Annotated in this window: 25 protein-coding genes; 18 read left to right on the top strand and 7 right to left on the bottom strand. The window is 34.1% G+C overall.

Annotated elements, in window-relative coordinates; translation table 11 throughout:
- Positions 1 to 22 precede the first annotated feature (22 nt).
- Together ACFPH8_RS01390 and ACFPH8_RS01385 are read left to right on the top strand one after the other, a co-directional pair.
- Complete coding sequence (locus tag ACFPH8_RS01390; protein ID WP_248396372.1) at positions 23 to 937, top strand: PorP/SprF family type IX secretion system membrane protein; 915 nt, start codon at positions 23 to 25, stop codon at positions 935 to 937.
- 18 nt (positions 938 to 955) lie between these two features.
- The gene (locus tag ACFPH8_RS01385) at positions 956 to 2854 is read left to right on the top strand and encodes an OmpA family protein (protein WP_376858157.1); all 1899 of its coding nucleotides are present in this window, start codon (positions 956 to 958) and stop codon (positions 2852 to 2854) included.
- Positions 2855 to 3135: 281 nt separating this feature from the next.
- Here ACFPH8_RS01385 and ACFPH8_RS01380 read toward each other — a convergent pair whose 3' ends face one another.
- Both ACFPH8_RS01380 and ACFPH8_RS01375 read right to left on the bottom strand, forming a co-directional pair.
- The gene (locus tag ACFPH8_RS01380; RefSeq protein WP_376858156.1) at positions 3136 to 4680 is read right to left on the bottom strand and encodes an Rne/Rng family ribonuclease; all 1545 of its coding nucleotides are present in this window, start codon (positions 4678 to 4680) and stop codon (positions 3136 to 3138) included.
- 386 nt (positions 4681 to 5066) lie between these two features.
- Positions 5067 to 5357, bottom strand: a complete 291-nt coding sequence (locus ACFPH8_RS01375; protein WP_019386001.1) for an HU family DNA-binding protein — start codon at positions 5355 to 5357, stop codon at positions 5067 to 5069.
- Positions 5358 to 5491: 134 nt separating this feature from the next.
- Here ACFPH8_RS01375 and mutY point away from each other — a divergent pair, with 134 nt between their 5' ends.
- From mutY to gldD, 4 genes are all read left to right on the top strand, one after another.
- Positions 5492 to 6532 (top strand): A/G-specific adenine glycosylase, encoded by a 1041-nt coding sequence (gene mutY / locus ACFPH8_RS01370; protein WP_376858155.1) that lies wholly within the window; start codon positions 5492 to 5494, stop codon positions 6530 to 6532.
- Positions 6533 to 6606: 74 nt separating this feature from the next.
- Positions 6607 to 7068, top strand: a complete 462-nt coding sequence (locus ACFPH8_RS01365; RefSeq protein WP_376858154.1) for a single-stranded DNA-binding protein — start codon at positions 6607 to 6609, stop codon at positions 7066 to 7068.
- 22 nt (positions 7069 to 7090) lie between these two features.
- The gene (locus ACFPH8_RS01360; RefSeq protein WP_248396362.1) at positions 7091 to 8395 is read left to right on the top strand and encodes a gliding motility-associated protein GldE; all 1305 of its coding nucleotides are present in this window, start codon (positions 7091 to 7093) and stop codon (positions 8393 to 8395) included.
- Between the two features lie 25 nt (positions 8396 to 8420).
- The gene (gene gldD, locus ACFPH8_RS01355) at positions 8421 to 9005 is read left to right on the top strand and encodes a gliding motility lipoprotein GldD (RefSeq protein ID WP_376858153.1); all 585 of its coding nucleotides are present in this window, start codon (positions 8421 to 8423) and stop codon (positions 9003 to 9005) included.
- A gap of 46 nt (positions 9006 to 9051) precedes the next feature.
- Here gldD and ACFPH8_RS01350 read toward each other — a convergent pair whose 3' ends face one another.
- Positions 9052 to 9582: a heavy-metal-associated domain-containing protein gene (locus ACFPH8_RS01350; protein WP_248396357.1), complete on the bottom strand. Its 531-nt coding sequence runs from the start codon at positions 9580 to 9582 to the stop codon at positions 9052 to 9054.
- Positions 9583 to 9672: 90 nt separating this feature from the next.
- Between ACFPH8_RS01350 and ACFPH8_RS01345 the strand changes: the two genes are divergently transcribed.
- Positions 9673 to 10551 (top strand): DMT family transporter, encoded by an 879-nt coding sequence (locus ACFPH8_RS01345; protein WP_248396355.1) that lies wholly within the window; start codon positions 9673 to 9675, stop codon positions 10549 to 10551.
- Positions 10552 to 10600: 49 nt separating this feature from the next.
- Here the strand turns inward: ACFPH8_RS01345 and ACFPH8_RS01340 are convergent, their stop codons facing one another.
- Together ACFPH8_RS01340 and ACFPH8_RS01335 are read right to left on the bottom strand one after the other, a co-directional pair.
- Positions 10601 to 12643 carry a M16 family metallopeptidase gene (locus tag ACFPH8_RS01340; RefSeq protein WP_376858152.1) on the bottom strand — a complete coding sequence of 681 codons (2043 nt, stop codon included), beginning with the start codon at positions 12641 to 12643 and terminating at the stop codon, positions 10601 to 10603.
- 22 nt (positions 12644 to 12665) lie between these two features.
- The gene (locus tag ACFPH8_RS01335) at positions 12666 to 13988 is read right to left on the bottom strand and encodes a M16 family metallopeptidase (RefSeq protein WP_376858151.1); all 1323 of its coding nucleotides are present in this window, start codon (positions 13986 to 13988) and stop codon (positions 12666 to 12668) included.
- Positions 13989 to 14165: 177 nt separating this feature from the next.
- Here ACFPH8_RS01335 and ACFPH8_RS01330 point away from each other — a divergent pair, with 177 nt between their 5' ends.
- From ACFPH8_RS01330 to rpmA, 3 genes are all read left to right on the top strand, one after another.
- Complete coding sequence (locus ACFPH8_RS01330) at positions 14166 to 14609, top strand: DUF4199 domain-containing protein (RefSeq protein WP_248396349.1); 444 nt, start codon at positions 14166 to 14168, stop codon at positions 14607 to 14609.
- Between the two features lie 102 nt (positions 14610 to 14711).
- The gene (gene rplU / locus ACFPH8_RS01325) at positions 14712 to 15410 is read left to right on the top strand and encodes a 50S ribosomal protein L21 (RefSeq protein ID WP_248396347.1); all 699 of its coding nucleotides are present in this window, start codon (positions 14712 to 14714) and stop codon (positions 15408 to 15410) included.
- A 35-nt stretch (positions 15411 to 15445) separates the two neighbouring features.
- The gene (gene rpmA / locus ACFPH8_RS01320) at positions 15446 to 15706 is read left to right on the top strand and encodes a 50S ribosomal protein L27 (protein ID WP_248396345.1); all 261 of its coding nucleotides are present in this window, start codon (positions 15446 to 15448) and stop codon (positions 15704 to 15706) included.
- Between the two features lie 83 nt (positions 15707 to 15789).
- Here the strand turns inward: rpmA and ACFPH8_RS01315 are convergent, their stop codons facing one another.
- Positions 15790 to 16251: a DUF1569 domain-containing protein gene (locus ACFPH8_RS01315; protein ID WP_376858150.1), complete on the bottom strand. Its 462-nt coding sequence runs from the start codon at positions 16249 to 16251 to the stop codon at positions 15790 to 15792.
- A 298-nt stretch (positions 16252 to 16549) separates the two neighbouring features.
- On the bottom strand, positions 16550 to 17866 hold the full coding sequence (ahcY, locus tag ACFPH8_RS01310; RefSeq protein WP_248396340.1) for an adenosylhomocysteinase: 1317 nt from the start codon (positions 17864 to 17866) through the stop codon (positions 16550 to 16552).
- A 133-nt stretch (positions 17867 to 17999) separates the two neighbouring features.
- Between ahcY and ACFPH8_RS01305 the strand changes: the two genes are divergently transcribed.
- From ACFPH8_RS01305 to ACFPH8_RS01270, 8 genes are all read left to right on the top strand, one after another.
- Positions 18000 to 18632: a 4'-phosphopantetheinyl transferase family protein gene (locus ACFPH8_RS01305; protein ID WP_376858149.1), complete on the top strand. Its 633-nt coding sequence runs from the start codon at positions 18000 to 18002 to the stop codon at positions 18630 to 18632.
- Positions 18632 to 19360 carry a phosphoglycerol geranylgeranyltransferase gene (locus tag ACFPH8_RS01300; RefSeq protein ID WP_376858148.1) on the top strand — a complete coding sequence of 243 codons (729 nt, stop codon included), beginning with the start codon at positions 18632 to 18634 and terminating at the stop codon, positions 19358 to 19360. The genes ACFPH8_RS01305 and ACFPH8_RS01300 overlap by 1 nt, the downstream gene beginning before the upstream one ends.
- A gap of 83 nt (positions 19361 to 19443) precedes the next feature.
- Positions 19444 to 19704, top strand: a complete 261-nt coding sequence (locus ACFPH8_RS01295) for a thiamine-binding protein (RefSeq protein ID WP_248396334.1) — start codon at positions 19444 to 19446, stop codon at positions 19702 to 19704.
- Positions 19688 to 20320, top strand: coding sequence for a nicotinamide riboside transporter PnuC (gene pnuC, locus ACFPH8_RS01290; RefSeq protein WP_376858147.1), 633 nt, complete (start codon positions 19688 to 19690; stop codon positions 20318 to 20320). The genes ACFPH8_RS01295 and pnuC overlap by 17 nt, the downstream gene beginning before the upstream one ends.
- Entirely contained in the window at positions 20281 to 20847 is a 567-nt protein-coding gene (locus ACFPH8_RS01285; RefSeq protein WP_376858146.1) for an AAA family ATPase, read from the top strand. The genes pnuC and ACFPH8_RS01285 overlap by 40 nt, the downstream gene beginning before the upstream one ends.
- The gene (locus ACFPH8_RS01280) at positions 20844 to 22400 is read left to right on the top strand and encodes a DUF4301 family protein (protein WP_376858145.1); all 1557 of its coding nucleotides are present in this window, start codon (positions 20844 to 20846) and stop codon (positions 22398 to 22400) included. The genes ACFPH8_RS01285 and ACFPH8_RS01280 overlap by 4 nt, the downstream gene beginning before the upstream one ends.
- Before the next feature lies 1 nt (position 22401).
- Positions 22402 to 22806, top strand: a complete 405-nt coding sequence (gene arfB / locus ACFPH8_RS01275) for an alternative ribosome rescue aminoacyl-tRNA hydrolase ArfB (protein ID WP_376858144.1) — start codon at positions 22402 to 22404, stop codon at positions 22804 to 22806.
- Between the two features lie 239 nt (positions 22807 to 23045).
- Complete coding sequence (locus ACFPH8_RS01270) at positions 23046 to 25292, top strand: TonB-dependent receptor (RefSeq protein WP_376858143.1); 2247 nt, start codon at positions 23046 to 23048, stop codon at positions 25290 to 25292.
- Positions 25293 to 25383: the final 91 nt, after the last annotated feature.

Genomic DNA, 25383 nt, shown 5'->3' with positions numbered 1-25383 from the left:
CGAACGCAACCAAAATTTAATAATGAAAAAACTATATATAATTTTCGTATTCTTATTGTCAGCATCCTTTATGCATGCACAACAAGACCCGCAGTACACGCAGTATATGTATAATATGAACGTGATAAACCCAGCTTATGCCGGTTCCTTTGAAGGAATTGCTATTGGTGCTCTTTATAGAAGCCAATGGGTTGGGTTAGAAGGTTCGCCTAATACTGGAACACTCTCTATTAGTGCGCCAGTTGGAAAGCGCGTAGGTCTCGGTTTATCCTTTATTAATGATGAAATTGGACCTGTAAGGGAAAATAACGTCTATGCTGATTTCTCATATACCTTACCATTAGGAGGTGATAACAAATTAGCCTTTGGTGTTAAAGCAGGTGCAACCTTTCACAAAGTTGGATTGGTGGATTTGGACGTCATAGATATGAATGATCCCTTCCTTCAAGAAGATGTGGATGGCGCCACACCAAACGTGGGTGCCGGTGTTTATTTCTACAAACCAAACAAATATTATGTGTCGGTTTCTATGCCAAATATGCTTAACTCCGTGCATTTAGATGCTACAAACGGTGTTAAAGTTGGATCTGAAACACAGCACTTATTTGCTGGAGCAGGTTATGTATTTAATTTATCTGATAATTTCGCATTAAAACCTCACGGTATGATGAAAATGGCGTTTGATGCGCCTATCAGTTTTGATGTAAATGCAAACCTTTTCATGTTTAATATTGTGGAAATTGGTGCAGGATATCGTTTAGAGGATTCTTTTACTGGAATGATTAACTTTATGGTATCTCCTAATTTAAGAATTGGTTATGCTTATGATAGTGTGCAATCAGATTTAAGTTATGCAACATCATCATCACATGAGATATTTATTAACTTCGATTTCAGTTTCACCAAAAAAGTATCGCGTTCACCACGTTATTTCTAATCACTTAAGCTAAACATAATGAAAAACATTAAAATATTTATAGCACTTATAGTCATGAGTAGTTTAAGTGCGACTGCTCAAAATAAAGCTACGGAATCTGCTGATAAGCATTTTGCTAAATTCGAATTTGTTCAAGCTATTGCAGGTTACAATAAACTGGTTGAAAACGGTGAAGGAGACACCTATGTCTATTCACAATTAGGAGAAGCTAATTATAATATTTTCAATACAGTTGAGTCTGAACGTTGGTATGCAAAAGCTTTAGAAACATCTGAAGATGCTGAAATGGTTTACAAATATTCACAAATGCTTAAAGCAAATGAAAAATATCAAGAGGCTAATGCACAAATGGAGCGTTTTGCTCAACTAAAACCACGAGATGATCGTGCAAAAGCGTTTAAGTCAAATCCTGATTATTTACCTTCAATATTAGATAAGGCAAAAGAGTATACCATTCAAAATCTAGAAATTAATACAGAAAATTCTGATTTTGGAGGCGCAGTTTATAATAGTCAATTGTATTTTACAACAGCTAGAAATAATGCTAGACGTAACTACGGATGGAATGACCAACCATTTTTAGATGTTTACGTTTCAAATATTCTTACAGATGGTACATATCAAGAAGCTGACCCCGTAAAAGGAGATATTAATACAAAATACCATGAAGGGACTGTAACATTTAGTCCGGATGGAAATACCATGTATTTTGCGCGTGAGAGTTTCTTTGAAGGCGAATATGAAAAAGATTCAATCTCTAATACAAAATTCAGTGTTCTACATATATACAAAGCAAATAGAGATGGTGATAAATGGCGAAATGTTGAGTCGCTTTCTTTAAATAATTCTAGCTACAATGTAAATAGTCCTGCTTTAAGTGCAGATGGCAAAACGTTATATTTCCAATCAGATATGCCAGGAGGTCTTGGATTATTTGACCTGTACAAAGCACCAGTAAATGAAGACGGTACAGTTGGAGAACCAGTAAATTTAGGAGACAAAGTAAATACAGAAGGAAACGAAAAATTCCCATTCTCAAGTTCTAACGGTACATTATACTTCTCTTCAGATGGTCACTTAGGACTAGGTGGTTTAGACGTATTTTATATGTCAGAAGCGGGTGAAGCTGTAAACGTAGGTGTTCCCGTAAATAGTAATGTAGATGACTTTGCGTTCACTGTAAACGAGGAAACAGGAGAAGGCTTTGTGTCTTCTAATCGTTCTGGAGGAAAAGGTGGCGATGATATATATGCAATAAAACGCCTAGTACCATGTAATGTAAATGTAATTACAACCGTAGTAGATAATGATACTAGTAATCCTTTAGCGGGCGTTTCTGTTAAAATTAGAGATGCTGTAGGACGTGTGGTTTCAACACAAACATCAGATGCTAATGGTAAAGTAGAATACACTGTTTCTTGCGATAAAACTTTGGAAATTGCCGGTGTATTAGAAGGCTATGAAAGTAATACAATTAGCTTTGCAGGGAGTAAGGATAAGGAAGCGTTATTGCTCCTTAATTTAAATCCTATTGATAAAATTATTGTGCTAGATCGTGTTGTATTGAATCCAATATTATTCGATTTTGATAAATCTAATATTACACAACAAGGGGCATTTGAATTGGATAAATTAGTATCTGTTATGAAGAAATATCCAAATATGATTATTTTGGCAGAATCTCACACAGATAATAGAGGTCCAGCTTCATACAATGAAAGATTATCAGACAGACGTGCTAAATCTACCGTTCAATATGTAATCTCTAAAGGTATAGATACTTCCAGAATTTCTGGAGTAGGAAAAGGTGAAAATGAGCCTAAAGTAGATTGTAAATCTAATTGTACAGAAGCAGAACATCAAACAAATAGACGTTCAGAGTTTATTATAGTAAGTGGAAATCCTTCTGAAGAATAAGGCAAACTAATTATTAGTTATAAATAAAAGCCTTGCTATTAATTTAGCAAGGCTTTTTATTTTCTTCGTGTTTAATGTCAATTTTTTGCATTTTACTATAGATTATAAAACGGTCTTTAATTAAAGCGTAAAACTGAAATTTAGCTTCCTATAGTCCGTAATATAAATAGTAAATATGCAACCACCATCTGGTATTAAAATTCATACGAAAAGCTTTTTATTTTAAATGTACTAAAGTTTGCGCATAAAAAAAGCCCCGAAGAATATTCGGAGCTTTGTTATTATTTAATTTGTTTACCATCTTTATCAAAAAAGTGGTACTCTAAGTATGTGTAAGCATCTCTTGGTAATATTTTGACCCATTTTTTATGTTCAAAAAACCATTTTGAACGTATTGATGGAATACCTTTGGTTAAAAAGGCTGCTATAAAAGGATGTGTGTTTAAGGTCACCTTTGTATAGTCTTTTTTTAATAATTGTTCAAGATCGTGAGTAATTTTCGACACAATACCTATTGGTGCTTCAACATCGGCTCCATTAATGGAATCCGGATTTTCCTCTCGCGTTTTAATGTTCATTTCTGGACGTACGCGTTGTCTTGTAATTTGTACTAAACCAAATTTACTTGGTGGTAGTATTTTGTGTTTCGCTCTGTCATCTTTCATTTCATCACGAAGATGATTGTAAAGCGTTTTTCTGTTTTCTGCTTTCGTCATATCAATAAAGTCAATAACGATAATGCCACCCATATCACGTAAACGAAGTTGTCTAGCAATTTCGGTTGCAGATATCACATTAACTTCCAAGGCTGTATCCTCTTGATTTTTAGCTTTATTGGAACGATTACCACTGTTTACATCAATAACGTGTAAAGCTTCAGTGTGTTCTATTACCAAATAAGCGCCTTTGGACATAGAAACAGTTTTCCCGAAGGATGTTTTAATCTGTCTTTCTACACCAAATTTCTCAAAAATGGGAACATTGGATTGATATAATTTCACAATTGATTCTTTTTTTGGTGCAATTTCTTGCACATAATCTTTAATTTGAATGTAAAGTTCTTCATCATCTACATGGATATTGGTAAACGTATCGTTAAAAATATCACGTAATATTGATGAAGCTTTATTCAATTCGCCAAGTACCTTACTTGGGTGGTGTGCTTTGTCTAGTTTTTTACACATTGCGGTCCAACGACCAAGCAAATTTTGTAAATCTTTATCTAGCTCTGCTACTTTTTTGCCTTCTGCTACTGTACGAACAATAACGCCAAAACCTTGGGGAGTAATACTCTTTACAAGGCGTTTTAAGCGGTCTTTTTCTTCTTTGTTCTCTATCTTTTGTGAAATAGAAATACGATCAGAAAAAGGCACCAAAACAATGTATCTGCCAGCTATGGATAACTCGGAACTAATCCGTGGTCCTTTAGTGGAAATTGGCTCTTTTACTATTTGTACTAATGTAGATTGATTTGATTTTAAAACGTCCGTAATTTTGCCGTCTTTATCAATATCTTTTTCAAATGGGAAATTCTTTAAAGAATAGTCTTTTAGTTTACCTGTGCTTACACGTTTTGTGAATTTTAAAAGGGAAGGGAGTTTGGGTCCTAAATCATGATAATGTAAAAAGGCATCTTTTTCGTAGCCTACATTTACAAACGCAGCATTTAAACCCGGAACAGCTTTTCGTATTTTGGCAATAAACACATCGCCAACGGAAAAGTTATTACCGCCTTCATCTTTCTGTAATTCAACTAGTCTTCCATCTTTTAATAAGGCAAAATCAACAGCGTCTGAACCAGACCGAATAATTAATTCTTTATCCATTTTGTTAATTTTTATCTACCATACCAATGGTATGACAGATGGATTAATACTATTTTTTCTACTGTTCATTACAAACAATAGAAAGAACACCCAAACTATAATCCGTTTTTACACGGAATATAGTTAAGGTATCTCACAGGATTTTTTTAAATCCGAAGAGCAACTCGATATATAAAACCTTTATATAAAGCGAAACTCAATTTCAAAGAACTCTTTGTTGTAAAAACCAAAAAAGTAGTTAAATAACTACTTTTTAAGCTTACTTCTTCTTTTTGTGACGGTTAGCGCGTCTTCTTTTTTTACGCTTATGCGTTGCTACCTTGTGTCTCTTTCTCTTTTTACCACTTGGCATAAGTTACTTGTTTTAAGTTAATAATTTAATGTTTTTACTTGACGTCAACATTCGTTTTAACACCTTCTACAAATACTTTTGCAGGTTTAAATGCAGGAATATTATGAGCAGGTATTTTGATAGTTGTATTTTTAGATATATTTCTTCCAGTTTTTTCAGCTCTAGTTTTAATAATAAAGCTACCAAATCCTCTTAAATAAACGTTATCTCCACTCTCTAATGAAGTTTTCACTTCCTCCATAAATGTTTCAACAGTTGCCTGTACATCGCCTTTTTCAATTCCTAATTTTTCAGAAATTTTTGCTACTAAATCAGCTTTTGTCATGTTAATTATTTTATTGTTTGCTATTAATCTAATAAGGGATGCAAATATAGGAATTTAAAATTCAATATTTCAAACCTAATTCATTAAAATTTAAGAATATAAACCTTTACTTTTGCCGTTAGCAACCTACTTCAATGCATTTTACAAAAACTTTAACAAATTGGTATTCAATAAATAAGCGTGATTTGCCGTGGCGAAATACCAAGAACCCTTACTATATATGGTTATCCGAAATTATTTTGCAACAAACCCAAATCAAGCAAGGTCTGCCTTATTACGAAGCCTTTGTGTCGCAATATCCTACAGTTTTCAATCTTGCAAATGCTCATGAAGAGGCTGTTTTAAAACTTTGGCAAGGATTGGGTTACTATTCACGAGCTAGAAATTTACATGCTACAGCCAAATATGTGGCTTATGAGTTACATGGAAATTTCCCTAATACCTATAAGGATTTACTAAAACTAAAAGGAGTTGGCGATTATACAGCCAGTGCCATTGCCTCCTTTTGTTTTAATGAGGTGGCTGCTGTTGTAGACGGTAATGTATATCGTGTGCTTGCCAGATTTTATGGAATACATACACCTATTAATAGTACGCAAGGTAACAAGGTGTTTAAAGCCTTGGCAATGGATCTTATTGATGCTAAAAACCCAGCCAATTTTAATCAAGCCATCATGGAATTTGGTGCCATACAATGCAAACCTAGCAGTCCGGACTGTTCGGTTTGTCCTTTAAAGGAAGGTTGTGTGGCGTTTCGGAAAAACGAGGTAAACGTCCTGCCGGTTAAAATTAAAAACAACAAACCTAAAAACAAGTTCTTTAATTTTTTGGTTTATGTAACGGATGGGGGGTATACGATACTAGAAAAGCGAAAAGGAAAAGGCATCTGGCAAAACCTCTATCAATTTCCGCTATTAGAATCTAAACATAGTTTAGATGAAGCCGATTTTTTACAGCAATTAAATCCGGATGATTCGGTTGTGAAAGTAACCTTATATAATCCGGTTGATATTATTCATAAATTATCACATCAGCATTTACATACCAAGTTTTGGATTATACAAACTACCAATTTGCCAAAAATAGGTATTCCCATTTCAGAAATTGAAAACTATGCCGTTCCTATTTTGATTAAAAACTTTATTGATGCTTTCAATTTTCAATCTGAAATTTAGGGAGCTCATATTTTTTTACTAAATTTAAGTTTATGAATAGCAAAAGCGTAATTTTGCCAAATAAATAAAGAATCATGTCAGGAACATTAAATAAAGTTATGCTAATTGGGCATTTGGGAGATGAAGTAAAGATGCATTACTTTGAAGGTGGTGGCTGTATTGGCCGTTTTCCGTTGGCTACAAACGAGACGTATACCAGTAAACAAACCAATGAACGTGTAACCAACACCGAATGGCACAATATTGTAGTTAGAAATAAAGCCGCTGAAGTTTGTGAAAAATATTTAAGCAAAGGCGATAAAGTATATATTGAAGGTCGTATAAAAACAAGAAAATGGCAAGATGATACAGGAAATGATCGGTACTCTACTGAAATACAATGTACAGATTTTACGTTTTTAACAACCAAAGGCGAAAGTGGAAGTTCGCCATCCAGTCAGCCACAACAACAACACACACAAAGTACACAACCACGTCAAGAGCCTATTACTCCCAAGCCGGAAGTAGATATGCCGGAAGACGATTTGCCATTTTAAACGTCATTAAAACCAACTATCATTGGACCTAGAACCTCCCAGTTTTTTATCGTTAATTATCTCCGTTGATTATTCCATATTTTTAGGAATAGCACTCCTATTTGTGTTATTGCTTTGTTCCGCCTTAATTTCAGGAGCAGAAGTAGCATTGTTTTCATTAACCAGAACCGATATTGAAGACGAATCGCAAACAAACACAACAGCTGTCAATATTATTGTTAAGCTATTGGAGCGTCCTAAAAAACTGTTGGCAACTATTTTGGTGGCCAACAACTTCATTAATATTGGCATCGTAATTCTCTTTGCCTATTTGGGGCAATTTATCTTTAAAAGCATTCAAATACCGATTGTAAAGTTTTTGGTAGAAGTGGTTGTTATCACTTTTTTAATTTTACTATTTGGTGAAATTTTACCAAAAATTTACGCAAGTAGAAACCGAATGAAATTCGCCATTTTTATGGCTTATCCATTACGAGTTTTAGATGTAATTTTTTCACCATTGAGCTTGCCAATGCGCAGTATCACGTTAGGAATTCACAGTAAATTAGGTAAGCAGAAATCTAATTTAAGTGTAGATCAACTATCGCAAGCCTTGGATTTAACAAGCGAGGCAGATACCACCAAGGAAGAACACAAAATTTTAAAAGGTATTGTATCCTTCGGGAATACAGATACCAAGCAGGTTATGAGACCACGTATTGATATTTTTGCATTAAATGTCAACCAGAAATATTTAGAAATTATTCCAGAAATTGTGAGTAATGGTTATTCCCGAATCCCTGTTTTTGAGGAAAATATTGATAAAATAAAAGGGATTCTCTATGTAAAAGATTTATTGCCATTTTTAGACCGAAAGCAATTTGATTGGACCAGTTTGTTACGGGAGCCATTTTTTGTTCCAGAAAATAAAAAGTTGGACGATTTAATGGTGGAATTTCAAGAAAAGAAAGTGCACTTGGCTGTTGTAGTTGATGAATATGGTGGCACCTCGGGATTAATTTCTTTAGAAGATATTATTGAGGAAATTGTGGGTGATATTAGCGATGAGTTTGATGATGAAGACTTAATTTACTCCAAACTAGATAATAATAATTATGTTTTTGAAGGTAAAACAGCTTTAAAGGATTTTTATAAAATTGTAAAAGTTGAAGATAACAGCTTATTTGAAGACGAAAAAGGGGAAGCGGAAACCTTGGCTGGCTTTATTTTAGAATTCTCAAAAAGTTTTCCCAAACAGGGCAGTAAAATATATTTCGGAAATTACGTTTTTATAATAGAAGCTTTAGATAAAAAACGGATTACTCGTGTAAAGGTAACTATTCCTTAAATTTATCTTATTTAATTTAAAACAAATGAAGTTTAAAAGTGTAATAATCATAATTCTAGCAATAACTATAAGCGCATGTGGTAATGATACTTTGCCAAAGCCTGCAGCACATTTACGATTGGAATATCCTAAAGCTGACTATAAAAGGTTAGAAGCCGGTTTTCCGTTTACTTTTGAAAAAAATGAATTTGCCGCGGAAATTAAGGCAAGAACTATTGGAAATGATTCTGGTAGCTATGGAATAGATTTAATGTATCCTGCATTAAAGGGCACCATTTATTTAACCTATAAACCAATTAACAATAATAAAGAACGGTTATTAACCTTGCTTAAAGATGCGCAAGGATTTACACAAGAGCATACCGTAAAGGCAGATGAGATTGCGGAGCAACTTTACGAGAATAAAGAGCGAAAGGTTTACGGCATGTTTTATGAAGTTGGCGGTAATGCAGCATCACAATCCCAGTTTTATGTAACGGACAGTACCAGTCATTTTTTAACAGGATCCTTATATTTTTATGCAAAACCTAATTTCGATTCTATTTTACCTGCAGCAAAATATTTGCAAAAGGATATCCAACATATTATGGAAACCGTAACCTGGAAATAAAAAAAGCCACTCATTTGAGTGGCTTTTTGATATTATAAAATTGTAATTAAGCCTTCGCTTTATCTGCACAACATGCCATTTTACAGTCTTCAGCACAAGCTGTTTTTTCGGCTTCTGTTTTATCTGCACAACATGCTTTTTTACAATCTTTATCGCAAGCTTTTTTGTCAGCAGCATCTGGTGTAGCTTCAGAATCAAAACTATCAACAGTTTTCATATCTTTTACAGAATATACATCACCAGCTTTCTTTACAACTTCTTCTAAAGACATAGCATTAACTTTAGCCTCATCGTATTCTACCATTGCTAAACGTGTATCAAAATCAACTTTAGCCGATTTTACACCGTCCATTTTAGCCATTTTCTTTTCAATCGTTTTTGCACAACCCATAGCACACGTCATCCCTTCTATAGTAAATTCTGCTTTTGCGTATGTCGCATTTGGATCTAATTCGGCCACAGCTACTTCGGTAGTTTCTGTTTCAACCGTTACCACTTCTGGTGCTGTTTCATTTTTACAACTTGCAAATACTAAAGCTAGTACAACAAGTGTCACTATATTTTTTAACGTTTTCATTTTAATTGTAATTAAGTTCATTACAAAATTACTAAATATTGCCATTTATTGCATTTAAAATTGGAATTTTGTGCCTTGAACCGTTTTTGTATGAAGCAAATTAGTAGTAAGTGGTTATATTTAGTCGTGCTTTCCGTGATTTGGGGTACATCATTTATTCTCATTAAAAAATCACTTTTAGGACTTACACCGTATCAATTAGGTGCTGTTAGAACCATAATTACAGGAATTTTCTTGCTTGCTGTAGGTTTTAATAAGCTTAAAACCATTGATAAACGCCAATGGAAATGGATTGGTGCATCCGGTTTTTTAGGATCTTTTTTCCCCGCTTTTCTATTCGCAATTGCAGAAACTGAAATTGATAGTGCTGTAGCATCTATTTTAAATTCATTGGTGCCATTGAATACTATTTTATTAGGGTTTGCTGTTTTTAAAATAGCATCAACCAAGCGTCAAATTTTAGGTGTGATAATTGGGTTTGTTGGAACGGCTATCCTTATTTTAAAAGGTGCCGAGTTAAATCCGGAACAAAACTATTTATATGCTGGTTTTGTTATAATTTCAACAGTAATGTATGCGGCTAATGTGAATATTATTAAACGCTATTTACAAGATGTGAAACCTTTAGCTATTGCAGCCGGAAATTATGCGGTTATTACTATTCCTGCTTTAATAACTTTATTTTTTGCAGATTTTTTCACAACGGAAACTTTGTCCAATCCAAATTTAAAAATGGCATTGGTTTATGTCATCATTTTATCCTTTTTTGGGACGGCTTTGGCAAAAGTGCTATTTAATAAACTGGTTCAAATGTCTACACCAGTTTTTGCGTCTTCAGTCACTTATTTGATGCCTATTATTGCATTGGTTTGGGGCGTTTTGGATGGTGAAGGTTTTAGTTTGTGGCAAGGTTTAGGTTCGCTTATTGTTTTACTAGGTGTTTATTTATCTCATAAGCGAAAAAAATAAAAGCCCGAAGTGTCCTCCAGGCTTTTAAAATATAATGTTTAATGTTTAATTATTCGAAATCGGCATCTGAAACATCTTCATTTACTTTAATTTCTGCTACAATGAAGTCAATTGTTCTTGGACCCATTGTTTGTGAAATTTTAAAAGGAAATTTAACACCTGATACATCTTTATAGTTACTAAAGAAAGTGGCAGATTGGCCCATTTCTGAAGCCTCAATTTCTTTGATTTTTAAGCCAGTTTCAACACTGTAATACACTGAAGTTTTTTCGTCAACTTTAATTTTATAGGCATTTTCACCTTCTATTTTTTCAATTTTCTCTAAAGTAACACCACCATTAAGATAGTTTACTTCAGGGAATGGAGACGACTCGACCTGGGCTTCTTTAACTTCGGCTTCCGTCATATCTTTACGTTGACCTTGCGCAAACGAATAACCAGCTGTACCATCTAAAACTTGTTTTTGCGTTTGCCCCATAACGCTTATTTGTTGTAATGATTGGTTCTTTATGGTTTTCTTCATTTCTAAATTAATTACCACACCTGGTTGTAATTCTGCTTCAGCTGTAATGTAAACCGAGTTAACCTTATCTAAATTTGCTTTGCCACCAATAGCGTCAATATAGGCGTTAAGCACTTTATTGGCATTCATGTCCGCAGGCATTTCGATTTCGTATTCTGGTTTTTCAGTTAAATCCGCATACTTATCATAATAGCGAATTGGTAAGCCTACTTTTTCAAGGTTTTCAAGAACTTCACTTCCGTTTCCAACGACAATAACACGCGCATTTTCAGGTCGCATATATTTTTTTGCTGCTGTTTGTACATCTTCAATAGTTACATCGTTTATCTTTTGAAGATACGTTTCGTAAAAATCTTTTGGTAAGTTGTTTAACTTAATATTCAAGGCATAACTTGCAATAGTTTCTGGACGTTCAAGAGCCATTACAAAGTTTCCAGTGTATTTAGCTTTTACGTTACGCAATACCTCTGCATCTACAGGTTCATTATTAATACGTTTAATTTCTTTAAGCGTTTCCACAACGGCACTATCTGTAACTGTATTTCTAACTTTGGCAGTTGTACTAAAACGAGACATGCCATAGCGATTAGCACCTAATCTGGAGTACGAACCATAGGTGTAACCGTGCTTTTCACGAAGGTTTAAAAATAAATAACCTTCGCCACCACCACCAAGTATTTCATTTGCAATTAAGGCCGAGAAATAATCAGGGTCACTCATTTTTAATGAAACATTGTTGGTAACAGAAATATTAGACTGTGTTGCACCAGGAACATCAATAAAATTGATTTGAGGAACTGGTAAGCTTTCTGCTGTTTTTGGAATTGTAGTGGATACACTAGCATCTGTTTCCCAATCTTTAAAGTATTTCTTTACTTGTTTCTCAACGGTTCTAAAATCAACATCACCAATAACAACTAAATAGGCGTTGTCAGGATTCATGTACTGTTGGTAATAGGCTTTAATATTATCAAACGTAATGTTTTTAATTGTTTCTTCGGTTGTAAACTCGCCATAAGGATGTAGTTTTCCGTAAGATAATGCACTACCAACACGACCTGCAATAGCATCCGGGTTTTTATCGCTATTTTTTAAGTTTTCAATCAGCTTTGTTTTTTCCGCTTCAAACTCTTCTTCGGTTAATAATGGATTAATAACAGCATCTGCCATTAATTCCATAATACGTTCTGAATATTGCGTTAATGAACTAGCAAAACCGCTTCCAAAACCTAAATTAAGACTAGCACCTAAAAAGTCAATTTCTTCATTAAAGGCATCCTTTGGAATGGATGTTGTTCCATTTCCTAACATAGAGCCTAATACGCTAGTTACACCAGCAATATCACCTTCAAAAATGGGGCTGTTATCTATTCGTAATGAATAGGAAACACGTGGTAATTTATGGTTTTCAACAACTAAAACTTTTAAGCCGTTTTTCAATTCAAATTCGCCAGGTTCCTCTAAAGTAATTTTTGGAGCTGGTCCAGCTTTTGGTTGTTTAGATCGGTCTATTTGAGCTGAAACGCTTAGAGCGATAAAGAACAGGACAACAAAAGCAGATAGTTTCATTTTTATAGTATATGTATTCATCTTATTGATCGTCTTTTTTTGGTAAGTAATCTATTTCTACGCGTTGGTTTGGATTTAAGTACTTTTTAGCAACGTTTTGGATATCTTCTCTAGTAATAGAACGGTAAATGTCTATTTCATTATTAATTAAGTTTACATCACCATATAATAAATAATAAGTAGCTAATGAATTAGCAATTCCAGAAATACTAGAGTTAGAATTTACAAACTGATTTTCAAACTGATTTTGAAGTTTTTGATAATCGCGTTCTGAAATTAATTCATTTTGAATTTTTACAATTTCCTCATCCATTTCCGATAATAAAGTTTGAATAGTTACTTGGTCACCTAATGGTAAAGCGAATAACGCAAAAATATTATAGTCAACTTGAGGAAGGTTTATGGCTTGAACAGTTAATGCTTGTTTTTGCTCATCTACTAATTTTTTATATAATACCGAACTCTTACCACCACTTAAATATGACGAAATCATATCCAATACACGTGCGTCTTTAGTAGCCATTCCTGGGCCTCTATACGCTGCAATAATTGCTGGTGTTTGAATGTTCTTGTCGTATGTAGTAGCTTTAACAGTTTCAGTAATTGGTGCTTCAGTCGGGAAGTTACGTACAACGTCTGGACCTTTTTTTACGGCTCCAAAATAATCTTTTACTAATCCTTTGGTTTTGGCAATATCAATATCTCCAGCAACAACTAAAACGGCATTATTAGGAACGTAATATTTATCAAAAAACGCCATAAACTCTTCAAGAGTAGCTGCATCTAAATGGGCCATCTCGCCAATATTGGAATCTTTGTATGGATGTAACACAAATAAGTTTTCGCCAATAGTATTTAAAATTTGTCCGTAAGGTCTATTGTCAAAACTTTGACGTCTTTCTTCCTTTACAACCTCATTTTGTGTGTCCACACCAACTTGATCAATAACAGGGTGTAGCATACGTTCAGATTCTAACCATAGGCCCAATTCTAATTTGTTAGAAGGAAATATTTCATAATAATAGGTTCTGTCTTGTGATGTATTGGCATTAAACGTTCCACCATTAGCTGGAATAATTTTCATGAATTCACCACGACCAATATTTTCAGAGCCTTCAAATAATAAATGCTCAAAAAAGTGAGCAAATCCAGTACGGCTTCTGTCTCCATCTTTTCCGCCTACGTCATACATCACCGAAGTAGAAACTACAGGTGCGGTATTGTCTTGATGCAGAATAACGTGTAATCCATTATCTAAATCAAATTCTTCAAATTTCACTTCTTGTGCAACACTAGTAATAATGGCTAGCAAACATGCAGAAAAAGTTAATAATCCTTTTTTCATGTGTTTTTGTTTTTGTTAAATGACATGTAATATGTCTGTTATGTATTCAATATGTTACAATGTTTCAAAAATAAGAAATACTTATTGCTTTTATCATAATTGTTAAAAAAACATAAACAAATTATTATTTGCCATAAATTTTCACGAAATTTAAGAGAAACAAAAATACATTGACTTATGAAAAACGTAATCTTACCAGTAAGGTTTGGCCTTATTACCAGTGCTGTATTAATTGCTTACTTTTTAATTCTAGCACTAATAGATAAACATACAAATCCGGTTTTTAGTTTTTTAAATGCGGTTATTACGGCTTTCGGGATTTTTGAAACCGTTCGTTATTATAAACTGGAGCAAGGCGATAAATTCACATACTCTAATGGCTTTGTAGCAGGTTTAATAACAGGTTTTGTTGCTACTGTTGTTTTTACATTTTTCTTTTTACTTTACATAACCGAAATTAATAGCGATTTTGTATCGCAAGTTTTATCTTTTATAGACTTTGGCGCGCCAGTTAGTGTTGGTGTTATGACCTTTGTTGTTGGCATAATGGGTGTGGCCACAACCGTAATTTCGGCATTTACGGTGATGCAGTATTTCAAAAAAAGCTGGAATATTTCGTAATTTAAACAAAACGTTTGTAGTTTAATTATTTAGCAGTATATTTGCATCCGCTTTCCGTGAGGTTAGCAGATTAATAAACTAATTTAATAAAAACGTTACGCTATGTACGCAATTGTAGAGATAGCAGGGCATCAATTTAAAGTTGAAAAAGACCAAAGAGTTTTTGTTAATCGTTTAGCAACAGAAGAAGGTAAGGAAGTTTCTTTCGATAACGTTCTTTTAATTGCAGATGGTGACAATATAACTGTAGGCGCCCCAGCTATAACCGGAGCTCTAGTAGGAGCAAAAGTATTAAAGCACCTTAAAGGTGATAAAGTTATTGTTTTCAAAAAGAAAAGACGTAAAGGTTACCGTGTAAAAAACGGACACAGACAATCTTTAACGGAAATCGTAATTGAGAGCATTGCAGCGTCGGGAGGCAAAAAAGCTGAAAAAACCGAAAAAGCAAAACCAGCTAAAGCAGAGAAAACAGTGAAAGCTGAAAAAGCTGCACCAGCTAAAAAGGAAGAGGCTACAAAAGCAGCTCCTAAAAAATCAACTGCTAAAGCAGACGATTTAAAGAAAATTGAAGGTGCTGGACCAAAAGCTGCTGAAGCTTTGGTAAATGCAGGATTTGAAACTTTTGCTAAAATTGCAAAGGCAACCCCTGAAGCATTAAGCACTGTGTTAACAGATGCAAGTTCAAGATTAGCTCACATTGTGACTGACACTTGGCCAAAACAAGCGGCTTTAGCTGCTGAAGGTAAGTGGGATGAACTTAAAGAATTACAAGACAGATTAGACGGCGGAATTGAGAAATAATTTCGTTATTATTAATAAAATAAAACCTTAAGACAATGGCTCATAAAAAAGGAGTTGGTAGTTCGAAGAATGGTAGAGAATCAGAATCAAAACGTTTAGGCGTTAAGATTTTTGGTGGACAAGCTGCTGTTGCTGGAAATATCATCGTAAGACAAAGAGGTAATACACATCACCCAGGTGAAAATGTGTATGGTGGAAAAGACCACACGTTACACGCTAAAGTGGACGGACTTGTTAAATTTACAAAGAAAAAAGACAACAAATCTTATGTTTCTATTGAACCTTTCGAGGCTTAATTAAACAATTTCTTTAAAACATATAAAACCCTTTCTGGAAACAGAAAGGGTTTTTGTTTTTTAACAATGTATTTAATTTATGATTATTTTAGAATATCACGTATAATCTTCACATGATGATTGGTATGTAATTCTAAAAATCGATAAATTCTTTTTTTGTTTACGTCCCCAAAAAGCGGATGCTTAAAAAAGGCGTTTTTATCTAAATCAGGAATGATGTCAATATTTGTTCGTGCTTCTTGCAATTGTTTTATAAGGTCTTTTTGTGAAATAGTTTCAGGTGGTTTAACGTTTTTTGGTGCCTTTGCCTTTCCTCTCGGGAAAAACCCTAATGTAAAAAAAAGCTTTCCTAAAAAGCTGAAATCATTTTTATATAAAGCCGGATCTGATGATTGTAATGTTAAAACAACTTGATTAATTACTTTGCAGCTATGGTCTATGTGCCAGCCAACAGTTGCTTTTGAAATTTTTGGATTAGCAACGTCATGCTGATTTATGTAGTTTTCTAACTTGTTTATTAATTCATATAGTTTTTTTGAGCTCATGGATATAGTGTTTTACAAAACGAAGTTACGTATTTAAAAGCTATGGTTTAGTTGCTTTTTGCGATAAGGATTACTCTTGCATTTCTACTTTAATAAATAAGAAATCGTGAATGCTATGCATTTGTAACGGCATCCTTTTTTGAGGTACGATAAAAAGATACAGTGGAAGGCGTGGTGCTACGTAGCTTTTAGCGAATTGGCAATTGTCCAAAAAAAATCCCAAACATGACTGCTTGGGATTTTATATAATATCTAAAAGCGAAGCGGTCTATGTTCTAGAGTCGCAAGCGGTCTTTTTCTAGTATCTGTAGTATTCTGGCTTATAAGGACCTTCAACAGCTACACCAATATACTTGGCTTGATCGTCTTTAAGTTCGGTAAGCTCTACACCAATTTTTTCAAGGTGCAATTTAGCTACTTTCTCATCTAAATGTTTTGGTAGCATATATACCTCGTTTTTATAAGCGTCTTTATTTGTCCACAATTCAATTTGTGCTAGAGTCTGGTTTGTAAATGAGTTACTCATTACAAAACTTGGATGACCAGTTGCACAACCTAAATTTACCAAGCGTCCTTGTGCTAAAATAATAACGTCCTTTCCGTTTACGGTATATTTATCAACTTGTGGCTTAATAACATCTTTGGTATGACCGTGGTTTTTGTTTAACCAAGCCATATCAATTTCGTTATCAAAATGTCCGATGTTACAAACTATTGTTTTGTCTTTCATGGCTTCAAAATGCTCACCACGAACGATGTCTTTATTTCCTGTAGTGGTAATAACAATATCGGCATTTCCAACAACAGTTTCTAATTTCTTAACTTCAAAACCATCCATGGCAGCTTGAAGCGCACAAATAGGATCGATTTCTGTAACGGTTACAATACTTCCAGCACCTTTAAAAGAGGCAGCGGTACCTTTACCAACATCGCCATAACCACATACCACTACGCGCTTTCCAGCTAACATAATATCTGTTGCACGACGTACAGCATCTACAGCACTTTCTTTACAGCCATATTTATTATCGAATTTCGATTTTGTAACCGAATCATTTACATTTATAGCTGGCATGGGTAATGTTCCAGCTTTTACACGTTCGTATAAACGGTGTACACCTGTAGTTGTTTCTTCTGAAAGGCCATTAATGCCCGCAGCCAATTCTGGGTACCTGTCTAAAACCATATTAGTTAAATCGCCACCATCATCTAAAATCATATTTAGTGGTTTTCTGTCTTCACCAAAAAATAAGGTTTGTTCAATACACCAATCAAATTCTTCTTCGGTCATATCTTTCCAGGCGTAAACAGCCGTTCCTGCTGCTGCAATAGCTGCTGCTGCCTGATCTTGGGTAGAGAAAATATTACATGAACTCCATGTAACTTCAGCGCCTAAAGCTTGTAATGTTTCTATTAAAACTGCTGTTTGGATCGTCATGTGCAGACAACCTGCAATACGTGCACCTTTAAGTGGTTGTTCATTTTTGTATTCTTCACGTAGACTCATTAATCCTGGCATTTCTGCTTCAGCTAAATCCATCTCTTTTCTTCCCCAAGCCGCAAGCGACATATCTTTTACCTTATTTGGTACGTAAGCAACTGTTTTTGTAGTCATAGTATTTTTTTCTTAATGTTATTATAGCCTAACAACTTTGGCAAAAGGACTTAAAATAGTTAAATTCGCTTGTCACATTTACTAAAGCTGCTTTAGGCAGTGCAAAGATAACTAATAACTTTTAGAATATTAAATGCCGCTTTATAAAACCCTTATTCCCAACTCACAAACTACTGTTAAAATCTGGAAGATAGAAGAATCTTATGACGATTTAATTCAGCCACTTACCTTAAAACCCGAAAGTTTAAGCCGCGTTTTAAGTATGAAAAGTGAGCTGCACCAACGTGGTTTTTTAAGTGTTAGACATTTGCTTGCCGAATTTGGTTATACCGATACCGATTTGTATTACGATGAAAATGGTAAGCCGCATTTAAAGGACGGGAAATATATTTCTATTACGCATTCCTTTACATTTTCTGGAGTGGTGGTTAGTGATCATTTAGTAGGCATTGATATTGAAAAGCAACGTGACAAAATTGGTGTTATTGCTCATAAATTTATGGATTATGAAAGTCAATATTTGCAAAAAGATGCCGAGGATTATATTCGGAAACTAACCGTTATTTGGTGTATTAAAGAATCCCTTTATAAATTGTTTGCTACTCCTGGGTTGAGTTTTTTACAGCATACACTGGTAATTCCTTTTGAAATATTAGATTCCGAAACACGCGCTTGGATAGATTATGATAACAGTAAACATAGTTTCGATACTAATTTTTTAGAATTTGAAGGTTTTACCTGTGCTTTTGCCTTACCAATTAAGTAATGAAGACTATTTATAATCACATTTTACAAGCTACTTTTAAAGGTGAAAAATTATTAGCCGTTTTAATCGATCCTGATAAAATGGATTTAAATGCCGTTGCTAAATTTATAGAAAAGGTAAATGCGTCTCGAGCCACACATATTTTTGTTGGTGGAAGTGTGGTTGCAGCGCAATTAACAGAAGCTTTGGTAATAGAAATTAAAAAACACACCCAATTACCACTTTTATTATTCCCTGGTGATGTAGGACAAATAACAAATCAAGCCGATGCACTCTTATTTTTATCACTGATTTCAGGTAGAAATCCAGACTATTTAATTGGTAAGCATGTTCAAGCCATTTCGAAATTGAAAAATTCAAATTTAGAAATTATTTCAACCGGTTATATCTTAATTGAAAATGGCAAACAAACAGCCGTACAACGTGTAACCAATACAACACCATTACAAAATAATAACATCCAATTAATAGCAGATACAGCCACAGCTGGCGAATTACTTGGAATGAAACTTATATATTTGGAAGCTGGGAGTGGTGCATTGCAACCGGTATCCAAGAAGATAATTGAAAAAATAAAAACCAATATTAGCATTCCCTTAATTGTGGGCGGCGGAATTCGAAATTTAAAACAATTAAATCAAGCCTACCAAGCTGGAGCCGATTTAGTAGTTATAGGAACGGCTTTTGAAAATGATGAGTCTTTTTTTGAAGAACTTCAAGATTGTTAATGTTGCCTCAAGCGGGTTGTAAGGTTTTAAATTTAAAATAAGTACAAACATTAAAAAGATTACCGCTTTCGCGGCAAATAAACATGAAAATATCCGTAGAATTAACCTTAACACCGTTGCATGATGACTATGAACCAGCCATCATTCATTTTATAAAAAAATTACGAGCATCTCATTTAAAAGTCCTTGAAAACCCATTAAGCACGCAGGTTTATGGCGATTATGATGCGGTTATGAAACTTTTAACCGTTGAAATAAAAGAAGCCTTTGAATTAATTGAACGCGGTTTGCTACACATGAAAATAGTCAAATCAGATAGACAAGATTATGAGCCTCATTTTTGATTACCTGTTTGGTCAGTACAGCGATTATGATACTCTAGATATTGTACTTGAGATTATTGCGGTTGTTTTTGGGTTTCTATCCGTTTGGTATTCTAAACAGAACCATATTTTTGTGTTTCCAACCGGTATTATTAGCACAAGTATCTTTGTATATTTATTGTCTAAATGGGCACTATTAGGCGATATGATTATTAACGCCTACTATTTTATAATGAGTATTTATGGTTGGTATATTTGGACACGTAAAATAGATGATACGCATGAAACACCAATTACATCATGGAATAAAAGGGATAAACAGACTTCAATTGGAATTGCCGTTGCAGCGGTAATTTGTGTTGCTGTTATTTATCAAATTTTTAATAAATGGAGTAGTTGGGTGTCGTATGTTGATATTCTTACAACTGCCATATTTTTTGCCGGAATGTATCTCATGGCAAAACGAAAAGTTGAAAATTGGATTTTCTGGATTGTAGGTGATCTTATTTCAGTCCCCTTATATTTTTACAAAGGATTTACCTTTACAAGTTTACAGTATTTAGGTTTTACAGTATTAGCAATTTATGGTTATTTAGCATGGAAGAAACACTTAAACAAGACGAGAGTCATTGCATAAAAATTGTCCTGTTTGGTCCTGAGTCAACAGGAAAAACCATTCTTGCTAAAAAATTGGCGACTCATTTTAATACACTTTGGGTTCCAGAATTTTCTAGGATTTATGCTGAAAATAAAGCAAAATTACATGAGGTATTAACCCAAGATGATGTTTTGCCCATTGCGGAAGGCCAAATGGCTTTAGAAAACAAATTGACTAAGCAAGCAGATAAATTACTAATTTGTGATACCGACTTGTTAGAAACAAAAGTATATAGTGAAGCTTACTATCAGGACTTTACTTCAGAGCGCTTAAATAAATTTGCCACAGAAAATTACTATAATCTTTATTTTTTAACTAATATTGATCTGCCATGGGAACCCGATGGCATTCGCGATAAACCGCATGAAAGAGAAACGATGTTTCAAGCGTTTCAAAAGGCGTTAGAAATTCACCAAAAGCCCTATATTTTACTAAGTGGAAATCTAACAAATCGTTTTGAAGTTGCCGTAAAGCATATTAATGAATTATTAAAAAGTAAGATATGACTTTTTCTGAAAAGGACATAAAACAAATAGAGTCAAAGGGTTTAACTGTGGAAGGTGTCAACAAACAGCTTGAAACCTTCGTTTCCGGTTTGCCATTTTCACATTTGGTGGCAGCCGCAACAGTTGGAGATGGTATTTTAAGCCTAAATAATTCGGAAGTTGAAAACCTTGTGGCATTTTTTGATGAAAATAAAGACCAATTTGATATTGTAAAATTTGTTCCCGCATCAGGAGCAGCAACTCGAATGTTTAAATTTCTGTTTCAGTTTTTGGAAGAATATGATCCAGCTGAACAAACTATTAATTCGTATTTGAATACGCGCGATGATAAAAGTTTACATATTTTCTTTGTTGGTTTAGAAAAATTTCCATTCTATTTTGAAGTCTTGGAGTTGTTAAATAAAACCTATCCAAACTACGCCGATTTAGATGTTAGTTACCGCTCGCAATTATTTGTAAAAGCTATGTTAGACGAGGACGGTTTAAATTATGGCAATTCACCAAAAGGATTATTGCCGTTTCACGAATATAAAAACCAAATTATTTCTACAGCTTTTGAGGAACATTTATTTGAATCTGCATTGTATGCGTGTTGCAATAAGCAAGCAAAATTGCATTTTACCATTTCAGAAAGTCATAAGGATAAATTTAGTAATGAGTTTTCAAGAATAGAAGATAAAGTAGAACGTAAAACCAATTCTCAATTCGATATTTCATTCTCGTATCAAAAAGAATCAACCGATACAATAGCTGTTACACCTAAAGATGAGCCTTTCAGATTAGAGAACGGCGATTTGTTATTTCGTCCATCAGGACATGGTGCGTTAATTAAAAATTTAAACGATTTGAATGCCGATATTATCTTTATTAAAAACATTGATAATGTGGTTGTTTATAAGTATAAAAATGAAGTAGCCAAGAATAAAAAGATATTGGCTGGGATTCTGATGGAAATTCAACAGCAGGCATTTCAGTATTTAGAATTAATTGATAAAGGCGAATTGTCCCACGAAACAATCATTGAAATCGCACGGTTTTTAACAAAAAAAATGCAGGTAAAAATTTCTACTGAATTTGAAAAATATGCAGAAAAGTTTCAAATAGAATATCTTCAGAGTAAATTAAACCGACCAATTCGTGTTTGTGGTATGGTTAAAAATGAAGGTGAACCTGGAGGTGGGCCCTTTTGGGTTAAAGATGAAAGTGGAACTATTTCACTTCAAATTGTAGAGTCGGCTCAAATAAATCAAAAGAATAAACATCAAAAAAGTATTTTAAAAAATGCCACACATTTTAATCCTGTCGATTTGGTTTGTGGTGTTAAAGATTACAAAGGAAATAAATTTGATCTCACCCAGTTTATAGATCATAGAGCCGCTTTTATTACCAAAAAAACACGATTAGGAAAGGATTTAAAAGCTTTGGAGTTGCCAGGTTTATGGAATGGAAGCATGGCCAATTGGAATACAATTTTTGTTGAAGTGCCACTCATTACCTTCAATCCAGTTAAAACAGTAAACGATTTATTAAAGTCACCACATCAGCTAAAATAATATGTTTGATGCAGCATTTCTTATAACGGAATTATCATTTAAAGCGATTAGAAGTTCGGGTGCTGGTGGTCAGCATGTAAACAAAACATCCTCTAAAGTGGTATTGAGTTGGGATTTACCAAATTCACAAGTATTTTCAGAAAACCAAAAAGCCCGTCTTCTTAAAAAGTTAGATAATCGGTTAACAACGGAAGGAATATTAATACTATCTAGTGACGATAGCCGCAGTCAACATAAAAATAAGGACTTGGTTATTAAACGCTTTTTAGAGTTAATAAAGCAAGGGTTGATTGTGCCAAAAAATCGCAGACCAACCAAGGTTCCAAGAGCAGTGAAACTCAAACGTCTTTCCAACAAGAAAAAACAAGCTGATAAAAAGGCAAATAGGAAACCACCGGATGTTTAAATTAATAATTTCTCATTATTACTTGCTAATTATACATTGTTAACTACCTTTGCAGCGTTCTCATAAAGGGGTGCCCAATAACGGCTGAGATCATACCCATTGAACCTAGAACAGGTAATGCTGTTTAGGAAAATAACAACAATTTTGTAATGTTGTGCGTGATTGCGCATGGCAACAAAAAAATTAATTTTTAATCAGAATAATTACCTCTTTTTATTCGCTAAATTTATTTTTATCGGATGAAATTTTTATTCAACAACGCGTCAGTTTTTCGCTGGCATCATTTTCAAAAAGCAAGTGTGCTTTCCATTTTTTTAACGACTTCTCTTGGTGTTTTTTCACAAGAAAAACCGCAGGATTCCACAAAACTAGAAACACTTGATGAAGTTTTAGTGCGCTCGGTTCGTGTAAAAGCGGACTCGCCAATTACACATTCCAATCTTTCTAAGGAAGCTATTGAAAAGCGGAATTTGGGGCAGGATATTCCTATTCTATTAAACTTTCTACCGTCTGTGGTTACCACTTCGGATGCAGGAGCAGGCGTTGGTTATACAGGCATTCGCGTGCGTGGTATTAATGCGCAATCTACAAACGTAACTATTAATGGAATCCCGTATAATGATGCTGAATCATTAGGAACCTTTTGGGTGAATTTAAACGATTTCGCCTCATCGGTTGAGAGTTTACAATTGCAACGTGGTGTAGGAACATCCACAAATGGATCTGGTGCTTTTGGTGCCAGTGTTAATGTGCTAACAGACGCCGTTTCCCAAGAAGCTTATGGGGAATTTGCCAATTCTTTCGGTAGTTTTAATACCCGAAAACACACCTTGAAATTTAGCACAGGCTTGCTGAATGACCATATAGAATTTGCGGGACGTCTATCAAATATTAAATCGGATGGTTATATAGATCGTGCGACTTCTAATTTGAAATCTTATTTCCTTCAAGGATCTTATAAATCGACAAATACTTTAATAAAAGCCATAACATTTTCGGGTAAGGAAATAACCTATCAGTCTTGGAATGGTCTGGAGGATAAAGACAAATTGGACAATGACCGAACCTATAATACAGCTGGTGAGTATACCGATGAAAATGGCAATACCCAGTTTTACGAAAATGAAGTAGATAATTATCAACAGGACCATTATCAACTGCATTGGAATCAGCGTATTGATAATAATTGGTCCACCAATATGGCTTTGAATTATACGGCTGGACGAGGTTATTTCGAGCAATATAAAGAAGATGCCGAGTTTGCCGATTATGGTTTAAATGAGATTATAATTGTAACAGATACGATTTCGGAAACGGATTTGGTAAGACGACGTTGGTTGGATAATGATTTCTTTGTAGTAAATGCGAATGCCAACTATAAAAATAATCAGTTAGATGTGCTTTTTGGAGGCTCATACAGTTATTATGATGGTGGCCATTTTGGTGAAATTATTTGGGCGCAATTTGCCAGTAATAGCATGAATACGGATCGTTATTATGATAATAAAGGTTTAAAAACAGATATCAATTTCTTCGGAAAAGGTACTTTTAAACTAAATGATAAAATCAGTTTGTTTGCCGATTTACAAATGCGTTTAGTGGATTATGAGGTTAATGGAATTGATTCGGATCGAAATGTTTTTAATGTCGATGAAAATTACGCCTTTTTTAATCCTAAAGCGGGAATTAACTATAATTTGAATGCAGAAAACAGTATGTATTTCTCATATGCTCGGGCAAATCGTGAACCAAGTCGTGATGATTTTGAAAACAATGCAGACGTAAAACCAGAACAATTAAATGATTTTGAATTAGGTTGGCGACATAATAATGAAAAGTTCCGGTTTAATGTAAATGCCTATTACATGTTATATAACGAGCAATTAGTTTTAACAGGAAATATTGATCAGTCTGGAAACCCAATTCGTACCAATAGCGGTGATAGTCACCGATTGGGGTTAGAGGTGGAAGCAGCCTTTCAAATAGCAGAAAAATGGCGATTACAGCCAAGTGTAACATGGAGTTCCAATAAAAACAAGGAAACGATTACAGAGTTTGACGGTAGTTTGGTAAATTTTGGTAAAACGGATATTTCCTTTTCACCAGAATGGATTGCTTCTAATGCCTTAACATTTCAACCGATTACTAATTTACAGTTAACACTTTTAAGTAAGTATGTTGGCGAGCAATTTATGAGTAATACCGAGGCTGCAGCCTCCAAATTAGATAGTTATTTTGTAAATGATTTTAGTGTTAATTACGAAATGTCTTTCCGAAGAGATGAAAACACTAAACCATTTTTAAAGTCAATTTTGTTTTCAGGATTGGTTAACAACCTATTTAATGTTAAGTATGCATCTAACGGATATTACTATACCTATGATGACACATGGTCTAATCCACCACAAGTGTCAACTATTGAAGGTGCTGGTTTTTATCCACAAGCAACTACTAATTTTTTATTGGGAATGACCATGAAGTTTTAAGAAGATTATGTGTGTAAAATAATCTCATAAATTAAAAAACTGCCTAAAAACAAATTATCGTTTTTAGGCAGTTTTAGCTTTAGCAAGTCAT

The organism is Bizionia hallyeonensis (genome assembly GCF_042657385.1).
Classification (GTDB): Bacteria; Bacteroidota; Bacteroidia; order Flavobacteriales; family Flavobacteriaceae; genus Algorimicrobium; species Algorimicrobium hallyeonense.
Note: the sequence above shows the minus strand (reverse complement) of the source record. Positions and strands in the feature narration are given on the sequence as shown.

Excerpts from the sequence above, each read along its gene's own strand:
- ACFPH8_RS01390 (WP_248396372.1), top strand. The coding sequence starts at position 23 with ATGAAAAAACTATATATAATTTTCGTATTCTTATTGTCAGCATCCTTT.
- ACFPH8_RS01385 (WP_376858157.1), top strand. The coding sequence starts at position 956 with ATGAAAAACATTAAAATATTTATAGCACTTATAGTCATGAGTAGTTTA.
- ACFPH8_RS01380 (WP_376858156.1), bottom strand. The coding sequence starts at position 4,680 with ATGGATAAAGAATTAATTATTCGGTCTGGTTCAGACGCTGTTGATTTT.
- ACFPH8_RS01375 (WP_019386001.1), bottom strand. The coding sequence starts at position 5,357 with ATGACAAAAGCTGATTTAGTAGCAAAAATTTCTGAAAAATTAGGAATT.
- mutY (WP_376858155.1), top strand. The coding sequence starts at position 5,492 with ATGCATTTTACAAAAACTTTAACAAATTGGTATTCAATAAATAAGCGT.
- ACFPH8_RS01365 (WP_376858154.1), top strand. The coding sequence starts at position 6,607 with ATGTCAGGAACATTAAATAAAGTTATGCTAATTGGGCATTTGGGAGAT.
- gldD (WP_376858153.1), top strand. The coding sequence starts at position 8,421 with ATGAAGTTTAAAAGTGTAATAATCATAATTCTAGCAATAACTATAAGC.
- ACFPH8_RS01350 (WP_248396357.1), bottom strand. The coding sequence starts at position 9,582 with ATGAAAACGTTAAAAAATATAGTGACACTTGTTGTACTAGCTTTAGTA.
- ACFPH8_RS01345 (WP_248396355.1), top strand. The coding sequence starts at position 9,673 with ATGAAGCAAATTAGTAGTAAGTGGTTATATTTAGTCGTGCTTTCCGTG.
- ACFPH8_RS01340 (WP_376858152.1), bottom strand. The coding sequence starts at position 12,643 with ATGAAACTATCTGCTTTTGTTGTCCTGTTCTTTATCGCTCTAAGCGTT.
- ACFPH8_RS01335 (WP_376858151.1), bottom strand. The coding sequence starts at position 13,988 with ATGAAAAAAGGATTATTAACTTTTTCTGCATGTTTGCTAGCCATTATT.
- ACFPH8_RS01330 (WP_248396349.1), top strand. The coding sequence starts at position 14,166 with ATGAAAAACGTAATCTTACCAGTAAGGTTTGGCCTTATTACCAGTGCT.
- rplU (WP_248396347.1), top strand. The coding sequence starts at position 14,712 with ATGTACGCAATTGTAGAGATAGCAGGGCATCAATTTAAAGTTGAAAAA.
- rpmA (WP_248396345.1), top strand. The coding sequence starts at position 15,446 with ATGGCTCATAAAAAAGGAGTTGGTAGTTCGAAGAATGGTAGAGAATCA.
- ACFPH8_RS01315 (WP_376858150.1), bottom strand. The coding sequence starts at position 16,251 with ATGAGCTCAAAAAAACTATATGAATTAATAAACAAGTTAGAAAACTAC.
- ahcY (WP_248396340.1), bottom strand. The coding sequence starts at position 17,866 with ATGACTACAAAAACAGTTGCTTACGTACCAAATAAGGTAAAAGATATG.
- ACFPH8_RS01305 (WP_376858149.1), top strand. The coding sequence starts at position 18,000 with ATGCCGCTTTATAAAACCCTTATTCCCAACTCACAAACTACTGTTAAA.
- ACFPH8_RS01300 (WP_376858148.1), top strand. The coding sequence starts at position 18,632 with ATGAAGACTATTTATAATCACATTTTACAAGCTACTTTTAAAGGTGAA.
- ACFPH8_RS01295 (WP_248396334.1), top strand. The coding sequence starts at position 19,444 with ATGAAAATATCCGTAGAATTAACCTTAACACCGTTGCATGATGACTAT.
- pnuC (WP_376858147.1), top strand. The coding sequence starts at position 19,688 with ATGAGCCTCATTTTTGATTACCTGTTTGGTCAGTACAGCGATTATGAT.
- ACFPH8_RS01285 (WP_376858146.1), top strand. The coding sequence starts at position 20,281 with ATGGAAGAAACACTTAAACAAGACGAGAGTCATTGCATAAAAATTGTC.
- ACFPH8_RS01280 (WP_376858145.1), top strand. The coding sequence starts at position 20,844 with ATGACTTTTTCTGAAAAGGACATAAAACAAATAGAGTCAAAGGGTTTA.
- arfB (WP_376858144.1), top strand. The coding sequence starts at position 22,402 with ATGTTTGATGCAGCATTTCTTATAACGGAATTATCATTTAAAGCGATT.
- ACFPH8_RS01270 (WP_376858143.1), top strand. The coding sequence starts at position 23,046 with ATGAAATTTTTATTCAACAACGCGTCAGTTTTTCGCTGGCATCATTTT.